Source organism: Selenomonadales bacterium 4137-cl, assembly GCA_032334055.1.
Lineage (GTDB): Bacteria > Bacillota > Negativicutes > Sporomusales > UBA7701 > Anaeroselena > Anaeroselena agilis.
The window spans coordinates 1,294,088-1,316,098 of the sequence record JAUOZS010000001.1; the positions used below are offsets into that span (position 1 = coordinate 1,294,088).

The window sequence follows — 22,011 nt, forward strand, 5'->3', positions numbered from 1 at the left end:
TCCGGCTTCGTCCGGAGCCTTTCCCCTTTATTTAGTAAAGAGGGTGATTTTTTGAAGCCATTCCGCGAGGTTTATAATTGCGATTCAGTCACTATCAATGTGACGAACCAATGTAACCTTCGATGCACTTACTGTTTTGAAAAAGACCGCCCAGACGGCATGATTACGCCAGAGAACATCTGTAAGGTCATGGACATCGTCTACAACCGACTAGATGGCGACAGGGTCTTCATGGTGAACTTGTTTGGCGGAGAGCCTCTCCTCAACTGGGAAGCTATCAAGGCTCTCATCCTCCACATCGACAAGATGCACTATGTCGCTAGGGTTGGTATCACGACGAACCTGACCATCCTCACCGAAGAGATGATTCAGATGTTCGATGACTACGGTGTGGTTCTTCTGGTGTCGATGGACGGCACGAAGAAGGCTCACGACACAGGTCGCTGCGGAACCTACGATATCGTCAAGGAGAATCTCCTGCGGCTTAAAGATCGTGGCCTAGCCCATGCTGTTGAGGTTAGGATGACCGTCACGCCGGAGAATGTTAGGGAACTCCACCAGGGTGTCTGCGAAGTCATGGATATGGGCTTTGACCATATCGTCCCCTGTCTGGCTACGGACTGCGAGTGGGATGACGAGGCCAAGGGTGTATTAGCTCAAGAGTTTGAGATGGTTGTCCAGACCTACCTCAAAGTCCTGTACGACCACACGAGCAAGAGAAATGTCGGCATCAAGACGGTTGACGATTACCTCTATTCGAACCTTGTGCCGTTTACGCCGGATAGGCTCCGGTGCGCCATAGGAACTAATCGGTGGTGTGCGATAGGCGTTGACGGAGAGGTAATGCCGTGCCACCAATTCCATACGAATCAAGCCTTCTCCGACTTTAGCATTGGCAACATCTTTGAGGGGGTAGATGATACCCTTATCGCCGATCCGCCGGAGTTTACCGTGCAGGAGAAGTGCCAAGGATGTATCGCCATGTCCGTCTGCAAGGGAGGTTGCCAAGCACAGAACTTCTCCACCACAGGGGACTTTGGGGACGCTACCGATGCCTACTGTGAGACTTCGAAGATAATGGCAGGCATAGTGAAGAGATACCAGAAGGCGATAGTCGATTCGCCGAATCCTCGTTCCCGCCGTCTGGTTCAACTGAGGGAGAACCTCAAACTCAAGCACTACTTCGACACGGTGGTCATGGAGACTAACATTCTGTCACCGGATTTCCCTGTCAGAATGGCTCACTTCCAGAGCCAGTTAAAGCAGATGGAGAAAATCATCCTGCCTTCGTTTTGGATTTACTTCGTCTTGAAACTGTACCCGGTTGGGGCAATGATTGGGGGTGAAGATATTGGCAAGCCGTGGGTCGAAAGTCCAGTACACGTTGCAGAATGTGGACGAGAATACTAAGCCTACTGTTGATTACCTCCAGAAACTCTGTGATGTCATCGTCCTCAACACGAAGGAATATCTCGGTGTAGCAGCGGTGTGGAGCAATCCGGAGCATTACGGTAATCCCGATTACCGCCTGCCGACTCCTACCGGAACCTACGCCACCTTCGTGAACAATGTGACCGCTCTCAAGGCCACCATCAAGGCAGGCGACCATGTCACGCCCAACTTTATCAACGCCCTCGTTGGCTACCAGACAACTCTCGATGCCAATGTGAAGACCTTGTTCACCGGAGATACCTTCACCGACATGGTTCCGCTTCCGGCGGTTGATGAGCCTTTCAAGGGGCCGGTACTGAACGCCATCGTCCAGAACCTCAACATCATCAGTAATAACTTTGACCAAGTGAATGGTTGGTGGAATAGCAACGACTACTGTGCCAGGACATGTCAGGTAGCCTGCCAGTCCAGTTGCCAGATTGCTTGTCAGGGGTGCTATAGCGGAACCTGCCACGTCCAGAACTGTGGTGGGTGGTCGTAATGTTTTCCGCGATCCACGAGATAACCTTCAAGATTTCCTCCTACTGCAACCTCGACTGTGTCTACTGCTTTCAGACCAGGGACAGCAAAACCCAGGACGTACCTTTTACTAAATATATATATTTAGTTAAGTTCATGGAGCAGCTCCCCCTGGCTGATCGGGTCGAGATCAAAATAACGGGCGGGGAATCTTCCCTCTTTATCGAGCAGATACGCCATGCCTATCGGCAACTCAAGAAGATTGAGCGCACAAGGGAAGTTAAGTTGTGGTTCACGACTATCTCCAATGGAACGAACATCGAGGGCATATTGGGCTTGATGAATGAGGGAGTCCTAGATGCGGAAGGTTGTAAGATATCCTGGGACGGAATCCATTCCGCCTCTAAGAGCCGCAAACCCAAGAATCCCGCCTATGATGACGAGTTCTTCAAGGAGAGGATTCGAACCTTGGGGTGTTCAAAGTGGAGAGATAAGGTCTTGGTTCGAATCGCCGTCACACCTGACACGGTGGATGACCTATACGCCAGTTTCCGGTTCGCCCTCGACTGTGGGTGTTCGAAACTGGAGTACTACTTCCTCACCGACTGTGACGAGTACCGGAATCCTGAGTTCGCCTCAAAGTTTGCGGAGCAACTTCGGCTAATTGCCGCGGACCATGCGGAGAATCCGTTCAACTGGTTCAACTGGGACACCTTGGCCTTCACCGAATTGGTGCTACCCAAGGATAACCGGACGAAGCTTCGTTCAATCGGTTGCCGCCATCTAGGCCGCTCACTATATATAGCGGCGAATGGGGATGTCTATCCGTGCGGATTCTTCGTTCCGGATAGCCAGTTCGGCTACTGCCAGTACAAGCTTGGTAACATCGAGGATGGCTTCAAACGCGAAACGGTGGAGGAGTTCGTCACCGAGTATATGAAGCAACCGATGTGCGATTACCAGTACTGTGACAACCTGCATTGCTTCGAATGTCCTGCCCTTACTAAATATAGGACTGGGCATATGAACCATAAACTCTGCCAAGCCTGCACATTGAGGGATATCGAGCGGCAAGTCTTCGCCGAGTTCCCTGGAAAGGTGGACGTAGAACAGACCAAGCGGATATTCGATTTCAGCAAGGACTGGGGGATATCCACCGACAATGTGAGGGTTCCGTATGTGGAATAAAGAAGCGTATCTGATGCTTACCGAATCCTGTCCTAGCAGGTGTACTTACTGCTATATCAAGGATAGGGACGGCAATAGCGAGATGACGATGGACACGGTAGACAGGATTATCGCCGAGCATAATCCCTACCGTGTCATTTTCTTTGGCGGAGAACCGATGCTAAAGCCTCGCTTGATGGAGGAAATTCTCCAGAAGTACCACGGCAGCCGGAAGTTTCAGATAGTGACCTCTGGCCTCGTCAATATGGATTACCTCAAATACTTTCAACGCCGCTATCCTCTTGACGAGATACAGGTATCTTGGGATGGGGATGGGGTTCATTCCCGGCCGCTTGGCGACTTGGCATTGAGAAACATTTTGGATCTTTCTAGAACCTCCTCGCTGGATATCAAATGCGTCCTCAACGATGCGAATATCAAAGACATGGCGGTGATCCACCGCAGATTCACCGACCTTCAAAAGGAAGGTATCAATGGTGAGTTTGTTATCGCCCACAGGCCAGACACCTCCGAAGACTTCGTCAGGGAGTTCCGGCGCCAACTACCGAACTGTCTTGAGGTCGAGGGGAAGACCTACCAGGAGTTCCTGACCAAGATACAGGCGGTAATCAATAGGGATGAGGGATTCTGTTCCTGCGATGCAGGCCAGTACCTCGTATTCCGCCCTAACGGAGAGAAGCACCATTGCACCATCCTCTCCCAACATAAATATTTCTCAGTCGAAGAACTAACCCAACCTTGCACACATCCGGATTGTCGCCAATGCGACATCCGTTTTTTATGTGATGGGGGGTGTCGCTATGAACGATATGCAGTCTTCGGCGACGATTGGCAAGGTATGTATCTTCCGCAGACTTGTTCTCTGAATCGTGCTTACCATGAGGTCATAACGGAGTGGCTTCACAATCTATCGCCAGCATATCGGCACAAACTCAACGGCACACTTCTCCGTTACAGGCATTTCAAAAACCAGTACATGGGGGTGAATTGATGAACAACTTTCTACCGGAAAGAATCTACAAACGGCTCAAGGACTCTCCGGCCTACCAAGCGATAGACGCGAAGGTCAACTCCGTCAAGTATGCGCGATTAGATATAGCCTGGTTCGTCATCGAAGACGATGTGGTGAAGGGGATGCTTGCCGCCGAACTCAATGATCTTGAGCGGCAGATAGCCCACATGGACGGTGATATGGCTCTCATGTTCCACGCCATGCACACCCACAACGCTGATGAACTCAAGAGGCTTCTCTCTACAGCCAAGGACAAAGAACTCCGGTTGATGATATACCAAGAGTTGTACTCCTTCATGGAAGATGACTTCGAAGTGTGGATGAAAAAGTTCCTCGATGAGTTCGACTTCGACCCCAATTTGTCCGCTAAGATGTTCCTTGAGTGGTTCCAATTCTATATGTACTTCTACCGGAAGAACCTCAAATGGGATACCGCCATGGCGGCGGACTTCTTCCTAGCGGTGGAGAAGGCCAAGGCGAAGGTGTCTCCCTTTGTGAGTCCCGACATTCTCAACCATATGACGGTAAGGCAGTACGCCGAGTTCACTGGAGACATTGTAAGACTGGCTCCAAGTCCCGATAAAGCTTTGGAGCAAATCCGTTCCGTAGAACTCCGACTTCCGTACTTCCAGTACGAGGCGGTAAGCTACCACATCATGGACTTGATGGATCGGTTGTTCGACATCTACTTCTGGGCAAGGGATTTTGAGAGCTGCTTTAGGGTGGCCTTGAACCTCAACACCTATATGAACTATGGTCTTGCCAACAAGGAGCAACTCCTCCGGGGCATCAATTTCTACGACTTCAACTACGCCCTGCCGCTTCTGATGCTTATCTATAAGTGGCGGAAAATCTACGAGGTCGTACCTAACCTTGGCCTTGGGTTTGAGAACCTGACGGTCATGGAGAAGAAGGCCACGAAGGATGATGTGTCCACCATTGACCTCCTCAAGGAGAAGTATGGCGTACAAGTCTTCCGCGAGGACGTACACCGGGCCAATGAAGAGAAGATGCGTAGGCAAGTCAAGACAATAGTCCAAGGCAACATAGAGGCTCTCAGAGCCTTTAATCTTTATTTAGGGGTGACTAAATAATGCCGTTTCCCGATATAGACCACTCCCTACCGAAAGGCAATCAGAAAGGTAGTATTCTCGATGACTCGATCCGCGAAACCCGGCTCTGGGCGAAGACGGTATTCGGTCTAATTTCCGGCTTCCCCGACATTGAAGCCATAATCCTTCCTGTGTGGGATTCGGCCTCGCGGCCTGTTGGCGCCCTCAAGGAGAACCTTGTCGGCTACAATGAGGAACTCAAGCAACTGGAAACCGTGCAGAATGGTGCGTGGACTCCTTTGGCGCTTGTCGTCGAAGATACTGAGAAGGTTAGTGGCATCCGGATTACCATCGGCACTACCGCCCCCACATCTCCGCAGATTGACAAAGAACTGTGGTTCGATACCGGAGAACGGATTACCAAGGTCTTCACGGTCAATGGTTGGATAAAATTCAGCGGCGTATACCTCCAGTCGTAGGTGATGTGAATTGGCGGACTTAAAGAAAGTCGTAATGAACCCTGACGGCGGTGTCATCAAGAACCAACCGAAGTCCATTATCCCAGACAATTCGTGGGTTGATGCGATGAATGTCCGCTTTCGGCAGGGTAGTGTCCAGAGGGTTGAGGGTTGGATGGGATTCCAGAACCTCCAACTCGATAGCAGGGTGATGTGGATAGACAATCTCTATGTCACTAGCGATTACAACGCCGCCTGGCTCATGTTCCATAGCGTCAATAGGATTTACTTCTACGACGATTCCGAGAGGACTCTGGTGGATATCACCAACGAACCCTTTTCCAATGGGCCTGACGGTTACACGATGGCGGAGAATATCAACGACTGGTATGTCTTCACTAATCTCGTTGACAACATCCAATACTGGGATGGAACGATGGAGAAAGTTGAAAAGCTACCCGGTCTATGGGACCCTTCGCAATGGCTACCGAATCACGACTATGTCGAAGGTGACCATTGCCGTCCCACCAACGCCAATCTCAACGGTCTGATGTACCGTTGTAAGGTTACAGGGACTTCCGGCGAAACTGAACCGCCCTGGCCAACCTCTGGCGGTATCAATGACGGTACTGCCAGGTGGGAGATGGTGGGTGGCTACGGTTTAGAAGGTGGCGGCGTAGACTGTCGAGCCAAGTGTATGCTAAATTACAACGGCTTCCTCATCCTTGGGCATACCGTCGAAGATGGTATAAACTACCCGCAACGTGTCCGGTGGAGCCAATGGAATAATTGCACCATATGGCACAACAATGAGGACGGCTCCGGTCAGGCCGGATATGCTGATCTGACGGAAGGTGTTGACTGGGTGCAGTCTATCAAGCCTCTTGGAGCCTACATCGTAGTGTACAAGGAGCGTTCCATACAGGTTGTTTCCTATGTCGGCGGCGACCTCATCTGGGACAGGCGACCTGCGATTATCGGTACTGGCTTGATTTCTCCTTACGCCCTCGTGGACTTGGGCGATGAGCATATCTTCGTTGGGCCGGATAACATCTATAGCTTCGACCTTATCGAACCCAAAGTGGCGGGTGATGCGATAGCGAAGGAGTTCTTCCGCATCCTCATTCCTGACAAGTCGAACCAAATCCGTGGCTTCTTCGTTGAAGAGGTTCCGGAGGTCTGGTTCGCTTTTCATTCTATCAACAATGAAGCCGCTATTAATGGAGACTCCAACGCCCCCTTTGACATGGCTCTGGTGTACAATACCGATACCAAAGCGTGGTCGTTGCGCGAGATGCCCATGGTCTGCTTCGGCTATTACAACAAGCAGGATACTACGACCATCGACGATATCGACGTTGAGATTGATGCTATGGACTGGGCCATTGATACCAGTACCAAACTCCAGAATGCCCCTATCAACATCTGCGGCGACGAGACTGGGAAGTTATATTTCTTCGACGGTCAGAGCAGGAACAATGTTGACTACGAGGCATGGGCGGTATCCAAGTACTTCGACATGGATAAGCCGGAACTGATGAAGAGGGTTAAGCGGATACAGGTTATGACTTCAAGGGAGGGCGACTACAACCTTGAAATCTATCTTGGAGCCGCCAATAGTTCCGACGATGAGCCGACTTGGTACGGGCCGTTCAACATGAATCTCTCCAAACTCTATCCACCGTGGGTCGATATGGATATCACCGCACGCTACTTTTCAGTCAAGTTCCGGACGGCACACCGCAATGAGCCTTTCACGATAACAGGATATATCATTTACTACGAAGAACGGGGTGATATCTAGTGGCGATAAATATCAACACAGTAGCACGCCCTCCGATTCTGCCAACTAGCATTGATGACGATGGGCGCCTGTTCATCAAAGGACTCAAAGACTATCTCAATCGTCTTTCTCTTGTCGTTGAGCAACTCACCGATGCGGTAAGGGAGATTGATAGCCGACTGGAGAAATTGGAGCATCCCGATGCCTAGTGCCATCCAGTTCGTAGAAATGGCAAAGGACTATGTCAAAAGGACGAAGGGAGAAACGACACTTTTCGAACTTTGTGACATGGCGACCAACAACGAGGTCTACATGGATGATAAGGGGTTCTTCATTTATTCGGTCTACCGTGACGAGTTCTGGTGTCACTACATCTACGCCAAGAAGGTAGGGGACATCGATCATCTCATCAAAATAGGAGAGGAAATAGCCAGAGCCTTGGGTGCTAGGGTGGTTAAAGTTTTAACCCCCTACCCCAAGGCTATCGAAAAACGGTACGGCTACAAACCGACCCAAACTCTTATGGTTAAGGAGGTAAGGTAATGGGCGACCCTTTCAGCAAAAAGACTTCTAGTACTTCCCATACCGAACCGTTTACTGGCAAGATGGCGGGGGAATATAATCAACTCCTCCAGACTGCCAAAAGTAGGTTCAATAACAACCCATTCGCATCTGACCTTTCCAACTTGGGCGCTTGGCAAAGGGATACCTCCGGTGTCCAACAGTCCAGAGCCTATCTAAATAATCTAACTAACAATCCGTTTATCGCTAGTTGGGCATCCGGTCAGTACGCCGATCCTACGCAAGACCCCACCACCATGGCGGCGTATCGGATGGGCATGAATGATATCCGGAAAAGCTTCGGTGGCATGATGGATCAGACCAACTCCACCTTCGCAGGCAGGGGCTTCGGCAACAGCTCGATGCGGCTCAATAGCCTCACCAAGCAGGCACAGGATGTCTCTGACCAACAGAGCAGGTTCTCCACCCAGTTCATGTCACAGGCCAAGAAGGACAATATGGACTACACCTTCAAAGCCAACGAACTCCAGAATCAATGGTATCAGTTCCTGCGTCAACAGGGTCTGGATGAAACCCAACTCTCCGCCGACGAGTACAACCGTCAGTTGGAACTCTTTAAGCAGAGGGTTGGTCTGGATGACAAGACTTTCATGGAATACGCTTCCGCCGTCGAGATGGGCAAGAACCCCACAACTACCGCCGAACAGACGGAGTCTGGTGGTTGGGGTGGCTCCGTGCTTGGCGCCCTGGCAGGTTTCTATGGAGCCAAGGCAGGCAAGACCGCCAAAGCCGGTACTACTACTTGCTTCATAGCGGGTACGATGGTAGCCACGCCGGAGGGCGACAAAGCCATCGAAGACCTTGTGCCTGGCGACATCGTCTACGGCGTTGACATGGAAGAGGTGGAAGTCGAAAAAATCTTCACTTCGATGGCCGAAGCCGTCACCATGGTCACAAATGACGGCGGCGTAACCTGCACTAAGGAGCAACTCTTCTTCACCGATAAGGGTGTCTTCACCACCGTGGAAGCATTGAAAGTCGGTGACAAGATAGCCAACATCAACGGCGGGTATTCCATCGTGGAAGCCATTGTGCCGCACGGCAACGACATTGTCTACGATATCAACGTCGATACCAGAGAGAACGTCTTCTACGTCAATGGCTTACTAACTATAGGTTTCGGAGGTGAACCGGATGAGTGGGTGGAACTGGGGTAGTGATTTCGTTCAAGGCTACGGCATAACCTCCGACATTGTCCGGAAGGCACAGAACGACGAGTGGACGAGGGGGCTACAGGTAGGCTCCGGCAAGGTTCTTAGTAGAGCCGCCCAAATCCTAGCCGAAAACCAGGGGGCCGTTGGTGCAGATGGCAAGCCTGTCGCACCGATTACGACTGGTCAGTTGTTCAACCAACTGGTCAAGGAGGGTTTCGATCCTGCTCATATCGGTCAAGCCTTCACCCAAGCGGAAGCGATGTACAAGGGTAACACCGCCGACCTCAAACGGAATTCCTACATGAAGTCCGCAGACACCATGCCTGCGGAAGGGTCTTCCCCCTCCGCCTTCGGTCAATGGTATACTAAGTCCAGAATGGGAGCCGGAGATGCTCCGGATATGTCGGGTGTTCTTCTTGCTGCGCCGTCCTATCAACAGAAGGATACGAATCTGGGCAACAAAGTCCAGACTACAACCTTCGACACCCACAAAGGTGCAGATCAACCTGGCGGCATAAATAATCCTACCGTCACGACCAAAGACCTGACCAAGGTCGGCGAGATGAAGGTTGGTTCGAAAGGCTTCGTCTACGAATATAGTCCTCAAGGCGTAAGGACTGTCGCCACTTACGATGACCCCGAATATCGTGCAGCGGTGCAAGAGGCCAAGAAGAACAACGAATGGCTCCGCTATGAAGGCAACTACAAGAGCCTGCTAGATAAGCATACCGAATGGGTGAAAAACAATCCGGATGCGGATGAGTGGGATTCCCCGCATTATAACATGCTTCTTTCGATGGAGAAGAGTATGGAGAGAATCCAACCGGGTTCGTCTGGTGGCTATGCCCATAGCAAGATTTATAGTCCAGACGCGCTCGACAACTACCTCCAGAAGAGGGTCTGGGAATCCCTTGGAAAGGTCAATAGTAGAGGTGATCGCAACAAACAGTTCGATGACCTTATTGCCCCAGGCAGCAAGTTCAACCAGAACGTGGTGCAGATGCTTTTGGTTAAGCACAAAGGCGACCGCCTAGCAGCCGCCCAAGAATATGACAATATCGTAAAGTCGGTAAAAACTGAAATCAACAAGTGGTAATCACGGAGGTGTATCCATGGCAGGATTAAGTCCCGAAGCAATGAGGGCTTTTGGATTGACCGAAGACGATATAATATCGCAAGCCTCGCAGGGTGGAAAATTAAACCAAGATGACCCAAGGTTTGCCGGATTGAGCAACGAGGCGAGGGCAGCTTTCGGTCTTCCGCCCCGCGCCGCAGGTTCTCAACCTGCTACGACCACCTCGACTCAACAGCCCATCATCAATACGCAGGATGGCACTGTATCCTATCCCGGTCAGGAAACTGGAATGGTAAGTTCCATAAAGAAGGGTTGGGCAAGTGGTAGCCGCAATGTCCGCCTGGCCGAGATTGGTTGGGAGCAGATGCTTGATGCTTTCAAGACCGGACAATGGTCTACCAAGGGAGAAGACGAGGCCAAGCTAATTGAGGAGGATATCAAAAAGAATCCTGACCCAGAAGGATTCGACCCCCTCCACTACGCCTCTCAACAAGTAGCCAACTGGAAACTGGTGGCGAAAGGTGCTACTGAAAGGGGCGGTCAAGCCGCATTTGTTCTGGGTGCGGCTGGCGCCCCTATTGCAGGCGTAGGCGCGGTTCCCGGCCTTGTCGGCGGTAGTATCTTCGGTGGTAGGGTTGGTGCGGCAGAAGGTATGGCTATCCTTGAGGGTGGTCAGGCTTTTCGTGAATTTTCCCAACTGACCGGTCCCAACGGTGAGCGTGTCGATCCGACGAAAGCCGCCGCAATGGCTCTCGCGGTTGGCGCCGCAAACGCGGGACTTGAATACACCTCCTTGAAGTACCTTGCCAAACTCATCCCCGGTGGCGACAAGATTCTTGGCTCACTTGGCGAGAAGGAATTCAAGGATATCGCCGCAGGTGGCAAGAAGGCGGTAATGAAGGAGATTGCCAAACGGTATCTGGGTGCGGTAGTGGCGGAAAACGTCACCGAACAGTTACAGAACCAGACCGTGAACGCCGCAGAAGCTTATCTCCGGAAAGTAACTGGTTTGCCCGGTTTCGACACTGGAAAACTGATTCCGGAAGCCATCCAGACCGCCAACGCTACCACGCAGGCGGTAGGTACGCTAGGTATCCCCGGCGTAGCTATCTCCGGTGTTCATGGTATGCGGCAAGTCAAGAAACAGGATATGGCTAACCCCAATCCTGTACTAGATAATGTGACTGACTATACGGAGTCTCCACTCAAGTTCTCCGAAGCCAACAACCCCAACTGGGATAACGTGGATGCAGTCCACAAGGATGCTACCGCCGCCTTCTGGCCTATCTTCGGTAGGCTTGGACTTAACGTAGAGATTTCCTCTGGCTACCGCGACGAGGAACGCAACCGCGCCGTAGGCGGTGTAGAAGGTTCCAATCACACAAAAGGTCTTGCCGTAGACTTCGTCCTCACCGACGAGAACGGCAAGGAGCTGCAAGCAGGCGACCCAAGGGTAGACCAACTGATAGCCGCCGCCAAAGAGCAAGGTTGGCAGGAAGTCCTCTTCCATGATAGTGGGAGTGGGCTTCATTTGCATCTGGGCAATTTCCAAGGTCAAGTTCGTCCGTCCCTCAAGGGCGATGGAAAAACTGTAGCCTTCAACCCCAACGGTGAGCAGGCAGAGGTCAAAGACTTGACTCCGGATGCAGGCAAGGTTGTTGGCGGAGATATCCGTTCCAGAATCTCTGAACTGGTCAACGCCGGAGCTTACGAAGAGGCCAAGGGGCTTGCCAACCAGTTCGGTATGACCGATGTAGTCAACGCCATCGATGAATTTGTTGCCAAGCAACAGATGCAGGCCACGGATACCATCACCCTCGCCAAGGCCGCGAGGGGAGAGGTCAATGCCGAAGTCCTCAAGGCAGGTAAGCAATCGGTAGAAGATGCCCAGTTCGACCCCACTAAATATAAGGGTAAGGTGGATATCGAACAGGCAGCCGAACCGACTGTGAACAACCTTCCTCCGTTCTCTGCCAAGGCCGCAGACGCAGGCATCTCTCTGGGTAACACCAAAGTAATCCCCAGAGCTGGCAACGTCGAGCAGATTGCCAAGGAGCAACAAGGCCAACAGGCCACGGCGAAGCCCATCAAACCAAACGCCAAGCCTAACGAGGTCAACGCCCAAGAGGTTCTTGACAAGATGAAGCCGGATGGTGTCACCAAAGACAACGCCCACCAGTTCATGGCGAAGGCCGCGAGGGCATTGGAAACCGCTGCCAAGAATGGTATTGTTCCTGATGCGGTTCTCTCCCACGCCAAGCAACTGGCAGGCTTCTTTGGTCAACGGCAGGATGTCACCCCTGAGTACAGTTCGGCTCTCAAAGCCTTCGGTAAGATGATTGACAGGGTAGAGGCTACCAACATTGAACGTCGGATGGAGTCCACCAATAGGGAAGGTCAGGCTTCGTTCCAGACCGTGGAGGAAATCCTCGCCAAGATGAGGCCGGAAGGTGTTACCAAGGCCAATGCAGGGGAGTATGTCTCCAAGGTCAATAACGTTCTCGCGGAAGAGGCCAAGGGTGGCAAAGTCGCCCAAGAGGTTCTCGACCACGCTAAACGGGCGGCGGAGTTCTTTGGTCGGTCCATCACCGACAAGGCGCACCAACGCTCACTAAATAAACTAAATAATACGATTAGCAGGGTTGAAAAGGCCAACAGGTTCTCGCCCATTACCCAAGGAGAGCGCAACACCTTCACCGCCCAGAGAGCCGTGGAACAGGGAGCCATTGATCCGGCGACTGGAGCAGTCGTGAACGACCTGTTCGGTAGAGGTGCGAACAACGCAGAAGTAGCCCATTTGGGTGATCTTAACAAAGCCTCGCAGGACATTATTGACAAACTCCGTGGACAACATCCTTCTCTTGACCAGGATAAAACCAGAGGGGTAGCGACCTTCTATTCCTCCTTGAAGAAGACCATAGTCGGCCTCTTCAAGCATGGCAATCCTTGGACGGCGGCTCACGAATACGCCCATTCCTACTGGAATCTCCTGTCCGACAAGGAGCGGATGGCGTACCGCAAATATGCGGATGCCACTAGGGCGGCATGGGTTGAACATACCGGACTAAAATATGAGAGTGCAGATTATCACGCCGAGAGGTTCGCAGATGAATTCTCGGCGTATTATTTTGAGAATCTTGAGGACACCAGACCCAACATCATCAACCGCATCTTCGCCAAGATGAAGGAAGTCTTCGATGCCATCCTGACTCTCGTCCGCGCCCATCAGGCAACCAGAGAGAATCCGATGTACGAGAAGAACGCCAAGCCCCTGTTCGACGAGGCTCTCAAAGAGGCCAGAGAACCTGGCTCCCGGGCGACCCGACTGGAAGCCGAAAAGCAGGCCAATGAGAAACCTGCCCAACAGACCACGGAGGATGTCTCGTACTCCCAGACCATCGAGGATAATGTCCGCCCTGCCCTCGGCAACGGCTTCCATTCTCAACTAATTAATATAGTTAGTAAGATGAACTTCAAAGCCATGCCGCCTGCCGATCTAAAAAATTATCTGGCAGCGAGGGTTAAAGCCGATGAACTGAAATGGTCTGGTATTAACGTCTGGCTCGATAACTTCAAAGGCAAGGTCACCAAGGACGAGGTAATGGATTACCTCAACACCGAGGGTAACCTTGGCCTGCAAATTGTCGAGATGAACGAAGACGATATCAACCGTTACAATCTAGCCGCCCAAGAACGATTCGGCCTTTCCTACGAAGACCTTCCGGAATCCTTTAAGGAGTCCATCAACGAAGACTTCGATGGACACCCGCCTCGTTCTCCCCAATTCTCTAAATATACCGTAGGGGGCGGCACGAATCACCGTGAGGTTATGTTGTCCCTTCCTGCAAAGGCATCTGGCACACCCACGGAAATCGACTGGATGGCTTTCGTCCGTGGTCAGATTACCGAGGAGCAGGTTCAAGGCCAACTCGATGCCAATGAGAGAGAGGCCAAGAAGAACTACACGGTTCCTATCGCCCATCAGTACGAACAGACAGAGGCCGATGTCAACCGTGTCGTTCACATCCGTGTTAATGACCGTGTAGTTGGCGGCAAGCGTGTCCTGTTCGTAGAGGAAATCCAATCCGACTGGGCGCAAGCAGGACGAAAGCAAGGCTTCGTTCCGGAGGGAGAAGTCCCGGACGGTCCGTGGCTCGATTCCACCGACAAGTGGCTCACTCTTGCCATCAAACAGATTGCTAAGATGGCGGCAGACGGTAACTACGATGTGGTGGCCGTAGCAACTGGCAAGCAGAACGCCAACCATTATAGCCTCAAAGAGGCCAAGGGCATGGAAACCTTCTACGACAAAATCATCCCCACCAACCTGTCCAAGTTCCTCAAGCAATTCGATGTCAAGCCGACCAAGATTGATATCGGCTATGGGGCGCAGATTGGCTTTGAGATGAACGACAAAATCCGCAATGTTGCCGCACACGAAGGCTTTTCGATGTTCCAACCCTCTGGTCAGAATCTAAACCCTCAGAGCCAAGCCAACTCCCTCAAGGATGTCAAGGCCATCGAGTTCGGCGCCAGATCGCTTGATATGGAAGCCAACCGCAACACTGTGCAGAAGTTGGTCAACGCAGGGTGGGTTAGAACCGACCATCCGGACGGCAGGGTTACGATAACTCGCGGTAATCCCCAGAAGCACCATATCCGCACACTAAATATAGACGGTATGGTGCGGAAGAAGTCCGAAACCTCCGGTGACGGCTTCTTCAAGATGATGCGTGATATGTACGACCACCTCCAGTACGAGATGGTTGACACCATCTATCCCATTATCTCCGAAACCAGGGGAACCGCCCTTGAGGACATGGGCAAGAAGATGTATCGCAAGGCATGGCTTGCTATCCGTGGCTCTCATTCCAAGGCGTTTGGGTATCTGTCCTTCGGCGATACCTATACCTATGAGGACGAGAACGGCGTAAGTCATACTGTTGATGTCCGCCCCTTCCAAGAAATCCTCAAGGAGATTCCCAAGGCCGACCTAGATGATTTTGAAGAGTACATCATTGCCAAGCGTGTCAACGAATTGGCGGGGCGGGGTATTGAGCAGAAGATGTCGTGGGATGAGGCACGTAATATCATCCGCCGCACCGATGCCCAACATCCGGAATGGGCAGCTCTCCAGAAGCAACTGGTCGATGTCAACAACGGTGTCCTCTACAAGTTGATGAATGCTGGAGTTATTTCCAAGGAGTCGTTCAATCACTATGTGAATACGCACAAGGAGTATACGCCATTCGTCAAGAATGTCGAGGACTTCAACCTTGATGACTTCGTGAAGCACATCAACGATGGTAGTATGGTTAACCTTCCGGCTCCGGTCAAGAAAATGAAGGGTGGCAAGCAGGACATCAAGTCTCCCATGCAGGAGATTGTTGCCCGAACCTTCCGCCTCATCGACATGGCGGAGCGGAACGAAGTGGGTAAGATGCTGATCCCTATGGCTCACAACCAGTCTGTATCCGACTTCGCCCACGAAGTACCGGAGGACTATAAAGGTCGTGAGGGTGTCGTGTCCGTCTGGGATAATGGACAGAAGCGATACTTCCAAGTGACTTCGGCGATGAATGATGCCCTCAAGGTATTCAACGAAAAGCAGGCAGGTTTCATCTTCAAGATGGCTCAGATGCCTAGCCGTTGGCTCCGTTGGGGCGCCACTATCACGCCGACCTTCATGTTCACCAACGCCGTCCGTGACACGGTTACCGCCTGGTTCTTCTCTCAACACGGCTTCCTGCCGATCTACGACACCATCCGTGGCCTCGCCCATGTAATCGGCAAGACGCAACTGTACGAAGAGTGGATAAAAGACGGTGGGGCTTTCGGTGGGCAAATCAATGAGATTCAAGACATCATGCGCTTCGGCGTAATGAGGGAAGTCAAGAATTTCTCCGACAAGAACATCTTCCAAAAGCTTGTCACCCCCCTCACTTGGACGAATGATGTTCTGGCTGCCATGTCCCAAGCAGTAGACCAAGCTACTCGTGTGGCGGAATATGACCTCACACGGCGTGGCTACGGTGGTGTGATCGACCGCCTGACCACCTCCAAGGCTCTCAGGAATGACCAAGAGGCTAGGGACGAAGCTGCCCTTGCTTCTCGTGACATCTCCGTAGACTTCAACCGGATGGGTGAGGAAGGCCGGAGAATCAACCAATATATCGCGTTCTTCAATGTCGGTATCCAATCCACTGACAAGATGATGCGTGAAGCCGCCATCAACCCTGTGAACTTCGCCGTCAAGTCCGCCATGCTTATCGGTTTCTCGACCATGCTTATGGCGTTGTACGGTGATGACAAGAAACTCCGCGAGGAAGACCAAGGAACCAAAGACTTGTTCTGGCTCATCCCCATGGGTGGCAAGATTGTCAGGATTCCGAAGCCGCCTGGTTGGGGTGTCTTTGTCACAGGTATGGCAGAGAGGTTCATGGATTGGATGAAGAACAAGCATCCCACCGACTGGGCAGACCTTGCCAAGATGGCGGCAGATGCTTTCACCCCTAGCTACCTACCCAACATCTTCCAGATTCTCATCGGACAGTTCGCGGAATACGACATGTTCCGGCAACGCCGCATCGTCACCGACTTCGATAAAATGAAACCTGCGTTCCAACAGTATAGTGCAAACACTTCCGAATGGGCTAAGTGGCTTGCGCAATCTGAGGTAGGCCGCAGGTTAGACTGGAGTCCGAAGAAGATTGACTGGATGGCAGGCGCTTTGTTCGGTAGCGTGGGTAGAGAAGTCATGCACAGTAAGGACAAGTTCTCCGACATTAGGCCGAAGGCTGAAATGACGGAAGTCTTACCTATACTGTCCTCGCTTATCCGCACGCCCTTCGGTTCTTCCCAGTCTCTCCAAGACTTTATGGATCGCCGTAAAGAACTGGAGAAAATGAAGAAGGAAGTCGATGCCGGAGTTCGGAAGCCCAAAGACTTCCCGACCGCCGAATACCAGAAGATGCAGAACGCCAACAAGGTCATTGTCTCCTACGAGAAAGCCATGACCAAACTCATGGAAGACAAGAAAATGTCTCCTCAGATGAAGCGTGAGAAGGTTGACCAACTGAGAAATAAGATTGTCGAGACTACCGAAAAAGCCATGGGTTGGGGGGTGAAACGGTAGTGGAGAAATGCGAACTGCATGGAATTTTAGAGGAGCAAATCAAAAGGCATGAAGATGATCTCCGTGAACTAGCGATAATCCCAATGCAAATCAAGCACATGGTTGAACGGATTGATGAGGTATGCACTCTCATCAAGTCCGGCTCTTTCGTAAGCAGGGAGGTCTTCGACTCCAAAGTCGTTGACCTCCTTAATCGTATCGACACCCTACACAGGGAGAATAGTACGATGAGAGACACCTTGATGAAGGTCTGGATTGGGATTTTCTTCGCCGTACTATCTGGACTGGGGGCGATTGTCCTTGCTTTACTCACTAAATAAATATTTAGCGAGTCTGTTTTACGATGGGGAGGGGAAACCCTCCCTTTCCAATTTCGCCTGCATCTATACCCTCGCCCTGGTCACCATCTGTCTGATCTACGATGCTGTCCATGGGTGGCCTGCGGCGGTAGACCTCGCCAAGATACTTCTTCCTGCCATATTGGGTATCCGGACGGTGGGCTACGGGGCGACCTACATGGCGGATAGCCTGTGGAACTCTCCGAGGTATCAGAGGTCAAACACTATCGCACCGCCTAGCGGTACTAATCCAAGGGGTGATGTAAATGGAACTGGGCCGACTGTCGGCTAAATATGAGAGCCGGGGAAATCCCGGCACGGTCAGTTCTGGGAGAGGTGACGCAGGTGGCGTTTCCTTCGGCGTTTATCAGTTCTCTTGGAATTATGGCGTAGCGCAGAACTTCGCCGTCAAGTTTGCCGATAGATACCCTGACCTTGCCAACAACGTCGAGAACCTCGATGCGTTCTGTGATGCGTGGAGAGCCTATGCGAATGCCAATCCGGAAGGATTCGCCACAGCCCAGTACGAGTACGCACTAGATATGTACTATGTACCCGCTATATCTAAGTTAGCGGAGGCGGGGTGGCATATCGAGAAGCACCACCCAGTCATGCAGGATGTGGTCTGGAGCCGTGTCATTCAATACGGTCTGGGCTATCTTGTCGAGATGTGGGAGACTGCGTGTCGTATCATGGGTTATCCAAACCTGTCCTATATTGATGCCGCGAACTTCGATGCCGACCTTGTGAAGACCATCTACCTCAAGGTCTGCCGCACGCCGGAGTGGACCGGCGGTTCGCCATCGTTGAGGCCGGGTCTTTATTCCAGATTCGAAAACGAATGTGCCGATGCCCTTGCCGCCATCGGTGCTTAATGGAGATGGTAACCATTGACCGTAAGATTATTGCTGGCTTGCTTATTGCTTTGCTTGTTGTGGGTGGCTACGCCTGGTACTTGCGAAGCGGCACAGCAGACGTACACGATAACGGCGGAACAACTCAACAGATTCGAGCAAGTGAAGAACGACTTGAAAAGAGAATTGTCGATCTTGAAGCAGAATGCCAATCTCTCCGCGATTCAATTAATCGAAGCCGACAAGAAGTTGAAGAACTTAGAGGAATCATTAGCGGCCTCTCAGACCTCAATAGAGAATCTACAGAGGCTATTGACCGAAGTGAGGATCGAGTTAGAGAACTTGAAGACATTATCCGCCAAGTACGAGAAGGAAACCAAGGCGGAGATAGCCAGTCTCAAGTTCCAGAGGACGGTTCTGATAGCCGCCCTAATCGTAGTAGCAGCCGCTAAATAATTCTATCTAGGAGGAATCCCTTTTGGCGAAGCGTCTACCTGGGGACCAACCGAACCCTCCCCATTTGAAGGCATATATCCGTGACCTACTAAATATAGAGAAACGACTGGTCATCTGCGCGGGATTGCCCTCAACTGGTAAGACGAAAAAGGCTATCGAATGCGGTATGGAGTTGGTCAGGCGGGGTCATTTCGAAAAGGTTGTCTACATTCGCCCCTACCTTGACCTGCGTTGCGGATTTCTCCCCGGCACGCTTGAGGAAAAGATGAGTCCCTACACGATACAGGCGGAGTCCTATGGTGAAGCTTGCACCCAGAGGAAGTTCTCCGAGATGAGGGATAAGGTGGAGGTATGTCCCACCGATGTTCTCCAGGGCCGCAGATTCTCTCGCTGCTTCGTAATAATCGATGAATCCCAGAACATCCATGAATCCGAAGCCTTCACCATCCTGTCTAGGATGGGCGAGGAGTGTAAGTATGTGGTAATAGGCGATGTTCATCCTGGCCAAGCGAACAAAAAGATAGGCCGCAAGAACCTGTTGTCCTACTGCCTCAATAAGTTCCCCAATGACGAGGATATTGCCTCTCACACCTTCTACGAGAAGGAACATATCCTTGGCGATCCGTTCACCAAGAAGGTTATATCTCTTCTGTTGGATGACTTCGCCGCATAAGAACGCCCCCTGCAAAGGGGGCTTCTTTTTTGTTTATACGGTTTTGAGTTTGCCGAGCCAACCACCCTCTACCTTCTCGACTTGGTAAACCGCAGGCAGGTTGATCTTGAGACTCTGCAACTTGGCGAGGGCGGTTCCTGCTGAAAAATCCCGGCATTGCGACTTCGACAGAACCTTCGGCTTGAAGGATTGACCCTCTACAATGAGAATCTCCTTGCCGTCTTGAGTCATGCCAAAGTCAATGGTGTGGGGCAACTCTTTATGCTATGATTACGCGACCCGTCCTGTGAATCTTCACCAGAGGAACAGAACAACGAGACTGTTTTGGCTTAAAGAATTCAAATCTTTCCTTCATTTTCTATAACCTCCATTTTGTTGACTGGCGAGTCACATCACAAAGGATAACATAACCGGAATTTTTAGTCAGCAAGAAGAAATATCCGGGTTTTGTTGATAAAGAAAAAGCGTCCCAACGGACGCTCATAAGATTACTTCGATATCTTTTTCATTACCGGACAGGTCATGCACTTAGACACCGTAGCACGGCAAGTCTTGCAATCCTTGGGTTGAACGGTTGACCTCGCACAAGAATATTTCCGACTACATTCCGGACAGGGTCTAACGCACATTCTCTCCATCTCCCATCTCAATAACTTGTACTTCAACCTGTTTCCGTCCGAACCGATAGGCATCAGCTCTGCTAGGCATCCAGATATCGAATCGGCGTTGGTATCCGCCACCGAATCTGTCCGCCACAACATAGTGTCTGCCCTCAATCACTACCCTTGTTCCGAATGGCAAGTCATCACAGGCCACCATTCCGTCTTCCGCCGGAAGTCCAGATGCGGTTATCCCATCATCCTTGCCGCATTCCTCTATAGAACTTGTATACGCCGTAACCGTTGCGACATATGTAGCGACAGGGGAGGGGGGAGTTTCAACCTCCTCGATGTAGCCAATCCCTTCCGCCAAGGGTTGGGTGAGCCACAGGGTTATGATGATACTGAGCAAAGCCAGTCTCATCTTTCGACCTCCTCTCGATACGAGAAACCCCCAGTAAGTCTGGGGGTTTTCTATTTATTGAATTAACGCTTCGTACTGGGTCAGGAGAGCGGCGGCTTCGGAGTCCATTGAAGCCAGATGGCGGAAAGCGGTGAGTTCGTCCACGGCTTTCCGGCGTGCCTCTAGCTTTTTACGGAGAGCCGCCAGTTGCTTGTCCCTCTCCAGTCGAGCCTTGTGGGCGGTCGTGTCTACTTTATCGATTACCCACTTGGTGGCCTTGGTATCGTCGGTATAGCCGACAACCTTGCCGATGAGCATTCCGTTGATGGTGTCTACGACCACCACATCGCCCTTCTGGAGGTCGGCGATGTCAGTTTTGAAGTCGTAAAGCTTGCCGTTGTAGGAGTTGATGTCCACCTGCACATACAGAGTTTTCATTTTCATTCTCCTTTCATTCGATTGTTGAATTTGGCTACTAACTTCTCGATGACAACTGGCTTATAGCCCTCCAACTCCGGAGAGTAGAGGATGTGCCTGCCGTCCGCACCAAACTTCCGATACTCCTCTTCGTAACTCAGTACATCGTCATAGCCGAGATTATGTAGGTGACCGTGGATGTTTACCGAGAAGTGGGCGACTTCGATAGGCTTGTGGGTCAGGATGGCGTTGCCCACGGCGATTGCCGTGCAGACCATGTCGAACCCAAGTTCCATAAACCGTGTGTCACTCCAAGCATCGTGGTTGCCGCGAACCAGTACCTTCTTGCCCTTGATACCGGAGAGGATATCTCTCAGACTATCTTGACTTCCGAAGGTCACATCGCCCAGATGATAGAGGATGTCATCCTCGCCCATAATCGACTGGAGGCTTGCGATCAGAAGTTCGGTATGGTTCGTCGGCCTACCACAGTACTTGGCGATGTTGTCATGGTAGAAGTGGGTGTCTGCGATGATAAACCTCTTCATTACCCCTCATCTCCAAACAACAGTTTTTCGACCAAGTCCCAGTTCGGCCCACCGGGATTCCGGTCATCGATGTACATGTCCGCACCGATCTTGCGGGTGTCAGGCCAACAGGCAAGTTTCTCCGCAGAGTTCTCGTTGAAGTAGTGGACGGTGATTCCATTCTCCTTGAGAAACTGTTTGGCGGCATCGAGATATACCCCGACACGGCAGGTGTTTAATATCACTATGCCGCCCTGTGCCGCAAACCTGTTGATGATCTCTTTTGCTTTGGGGATTAGCTTGCCGATTCCAGGCCAATCCTCTTCGGCTATCGTACCGTCGAAATCTACTGCAATGACTTGATATCGCATATCTCTGCTCCGCCGACGATAAC

General features: G+C 51.5%; 20 protein-coding genes. 16 read left to right on the forward strand and 4 right to left on the reverse strand.

The window, feature by feature from the left end:
- Nucleotides 1–51: 51 nt before the first annotated feature.
- From Q4T40_06820 to Q4T40_06895, 16 genes are all read left to right on the forward strand, one after another.
- Nucleotides 52–1,410 (forward strand): radical SAM protein, encoded by a 1,359-nt coding sequence (locus Q4T40_06820; GenBank protein MDT8900942.1) that lies wholly within the window; start codon nucleotides 52–54, stop codon nucleotides 1,408–1,410.
- A complete protein-coding gene (locus tag Q4T40_06825) occupies nucleotides 1,394–1,933 on the forward strand; it encodes a hypothetical protein (protein MDT8900943.1) in 540 nt (179 codons plus the stop codon). The genes Q4T40_06820 and Q4T40_06825 overlap by 17 nt, the downstream gene beginning before the upstream one ends.
- Nucleotides 1,933–3,099, forward strand: a complete 1,167-nt coding sequence (locus Q4T40_06830; GenBank protein ID MDT8900944.1) for an SPASM domain-containing protein — start codon at nucleotides 1,933–1,935, stop codon at nucleotides 3,097–3,099. Before Q4T40_06825 ends, Q4T40_06830 begins: the two co-directional genes overlap by 1 nt.
- A gap of 13 nt (nucleotides 3,100–3,112) precedes the next feature.
- The gene (locus tag Q4T40_06835; GenBank protein ID MDT8900945.1) at nucleotides 3,113–4,090 is read left to right on the forward strand and encodes a radical SAM protein; all 978 of its coding nucleotides are present in this window, start codon (nucleotides 3,113–3,115) and stop codon (nucleotides 4,088–4,090) included.
- Nucleotides 4,090–5,205 carry a hypothetical protein gene (locus Q4T40_06840; protein ID MDT8900946.1) on the forward strand — a complete coding sequence of 372 codons (1,116 nt, stop codon included), beginning with the start codon at nucleotides 4,090–4,092 and terminating at the stop codon, nucleotides 5,203–5,205. Before Q4T40_06835 ends, Q4T40_06840 begins: the two co-directional genes overlap by 1 nt.
- On the forward strand, nucleotides 5,205–5,642 hold the full coding sequence (locus Q4T40_06845; GenBank protein ID MDT8900947.1) for a hypothetical protein: 438 nt from the start codon (nucleotides 5,205–5,207) through the stop codon (nucleotides 5,640–5,642). Before Q4T40_06840 ends, Q4T40_06845 begins: the two co-directional genes overlap by 1 nt.
- 10 nt (nucleotides 5,643–5,652) lie before the next feature.
- Nucleotides 5,653–7,425, forward strand: coding sequence for a hypothetical protein (locus tag Q4T40_06850; GenBank protein ID MDT8900948.1), 1,773 nt, complete (start codon nucleotides 5,653–5,655; stop codon nucleotides 7,423–7,425).
- A complete protein-coding gene (locus tag Q4T40_06855) occupies nucleotides 7,425–7,613 on the forward strand; it encodes a hypothetical protein (protein MDT8900949.1) in 189 nt (62 codons plus the stop codon). The genes Q4T40_06850 and Q4T40_06855 overlap by 1 nt, the downstream gene beginning before the upstream one ends.
- On the forward strand, nucleotides 7,606–7,947 hold the full coding sequence (locus tag Q4T40_06860; protein MDT8900950.1) for a hypothetical protein: 342 nt from the start codon (nucleotides 7,606–7,608) through the stop codon (nucleotides 7,945–7,947). The genes Q4T40_06855 and Q4T40_06860 overlap by 8 nt, the downstream gene beginning before the upstream one ends.
- Complete coding sequence (locus Q4T40_06865; GenBank protein ID MDT8900951.1) at nucleotides 7,947–9,143, forward strand: Hint domain-containing protein; 1,197 nt, start codon at nucleotides 7,947–7,949, stop codon at nucleotides 9,141–9,143. Before Q4T40_06860 ends, Q4T40_06865 begins: the two co-directional genes overlap by 1 nt.
- Nucleotides 9,121–10,236 (forward strand): hypothetical protein, encoded by a 1,116-nt coding sequence (locus Q4T40_06870; protein ID MDT8900952.1) that lies wholly within the window; start codon nucleotides 9,121–9,123, stop codon nucleotides 10,234–10,236. Before Q4T40_06865 ends, Q4T40_06870 begins: the two co-directional genes overlap by 23 nt.
- A 16-nt stretch (nucleotides 10,237–10,252) precedes the next feature.
- Nucleotides 10,253–17,350 (forward strand): D-Ala-D-Ala carboxypeptidase family metallohydrolase, encoded by a 7,098-nt coding sequence (locus tag Q4T40_06875; protein MDT8900953.1) that lies wholly within the window; start codon nucleotides 10,253–10,255, stop codon nucleotides 17,348–17,350.
- Nucleotides 17,350–17,670, forward strand: coding sequence for a hypothetical protein (locus Q4T40_06880; GenBank protein MDT8900954.1), 321 nt, complete (start codon nucleotides 17,350–17,352; stop codon nucleotides 17,668–17,670). The genes Q4T40_06875 and Q4T40_06880 overlap by 1 nt, the downstream gene beginning before the upstream one ends.
- A 284-nt stretch (nucleotides 17,671–17,954) precedes the next feature.
- Nucleotides 17,955–18,563 (forward strand): hypothetical protein, encoded by a 609-nt coding sequence (locus Q4T40_06885; GenBank protein MDT8900955.1) that lies wholly within the window; start codon nucleotides 17,955–17,957, stop codon nucleotides 18,561–18,563.
- A gap of 5 nt (nucleotides 18,564–18,568) precedes the next feature.
- On the forward strand, nucleotides 18,569–18,994 hold the full coding sequence (locus Q4T40_06890; GenBank protein ID MDT8900956.1) for a hypothetical protein: 426 nt from the start codon (nucleotides 18,569–18,571) through the stop codon (nucleotides 18,992–18,994).
- 26 nt (nucleotides 18,995–19,020) lie between these two features.
- Nucleotides 19,021–19,671, forward strand: coding sequence for a PhoH family protein (locus Q4T40_06895; GenBank protein ID MDT8900957.1), 651 nt, complete (start codon nucleotides 19,021–19,023; stop codon nucleotides 19,669–19,671).
- A 618-nt stretch (nucleotides 19,672–20,289) separates the two neighbouring features.
- On the opposite strand, the gene Q4T40_06900 is transcribed toward Q4T40_06895, so the two are convergent.
- Genes Q4T40_06900 through Q4T40_06915 form a run of 4 tightly spaced genes read right to left on the reverse strand, consistent with a single transcriptional unit; the run spans nucleotide 20,290 to nucleotide 21,988 of the window.
- On the reverse strand, nucleotides 20,290–20,694 hold the full coding sequence (locus Q4T40_06900; protein MDT8900958.1) for a 3D domain-containing protein: 405 nt from the start codon (nucleotides 20,692–20,694) through the stop codon (nucleotides 20,290–20,292).
- Between the two features lie 54 nt (nucleotides 20,695–20,748).
- Nucleotides 20,749–21,111 carry a hypothetical protein gene (locus Q4T40_06905; GenBank protein ID MDT8900959.1) on the reverse strand — a complete coding sequence of 121 codons (363 nt, stop codon included), beginning with the start codon at nucleotides 21,109–21,111 and terminating at the stop codon, nucleotides 20,749–20,751.
- 2 nt (nucleotides 21,112–21,113) lie between these two features.
- Nucleotides 21,114–21,638, reverse strand: a complete 525-nt coding sequence (locus tag Q4T40_06910; protein ID MDT8900960.1) for a metallophosphoesterase family protein — start codon at nucleotides 21,636–21,638, stop codon at nucleotides 21,114–21,116.
- Nucleotides 21,638–21,988, reverse strand: coding sequence for a hypothetical protein (locus Q4T40_06915; GenBank protein MDT8900961.1), 351 nt, complete (start codon nucleotides 21,986–21,988; stop codon nucleotides 21,638–21,640). The genes Q4T40_06910 and Q4T40_06915 overlap by 1 nt, the downstream gene beginning before the upstream one ends.
- Nucleotides 21,989–22,011: the final 23 nt, after the last annotated feature.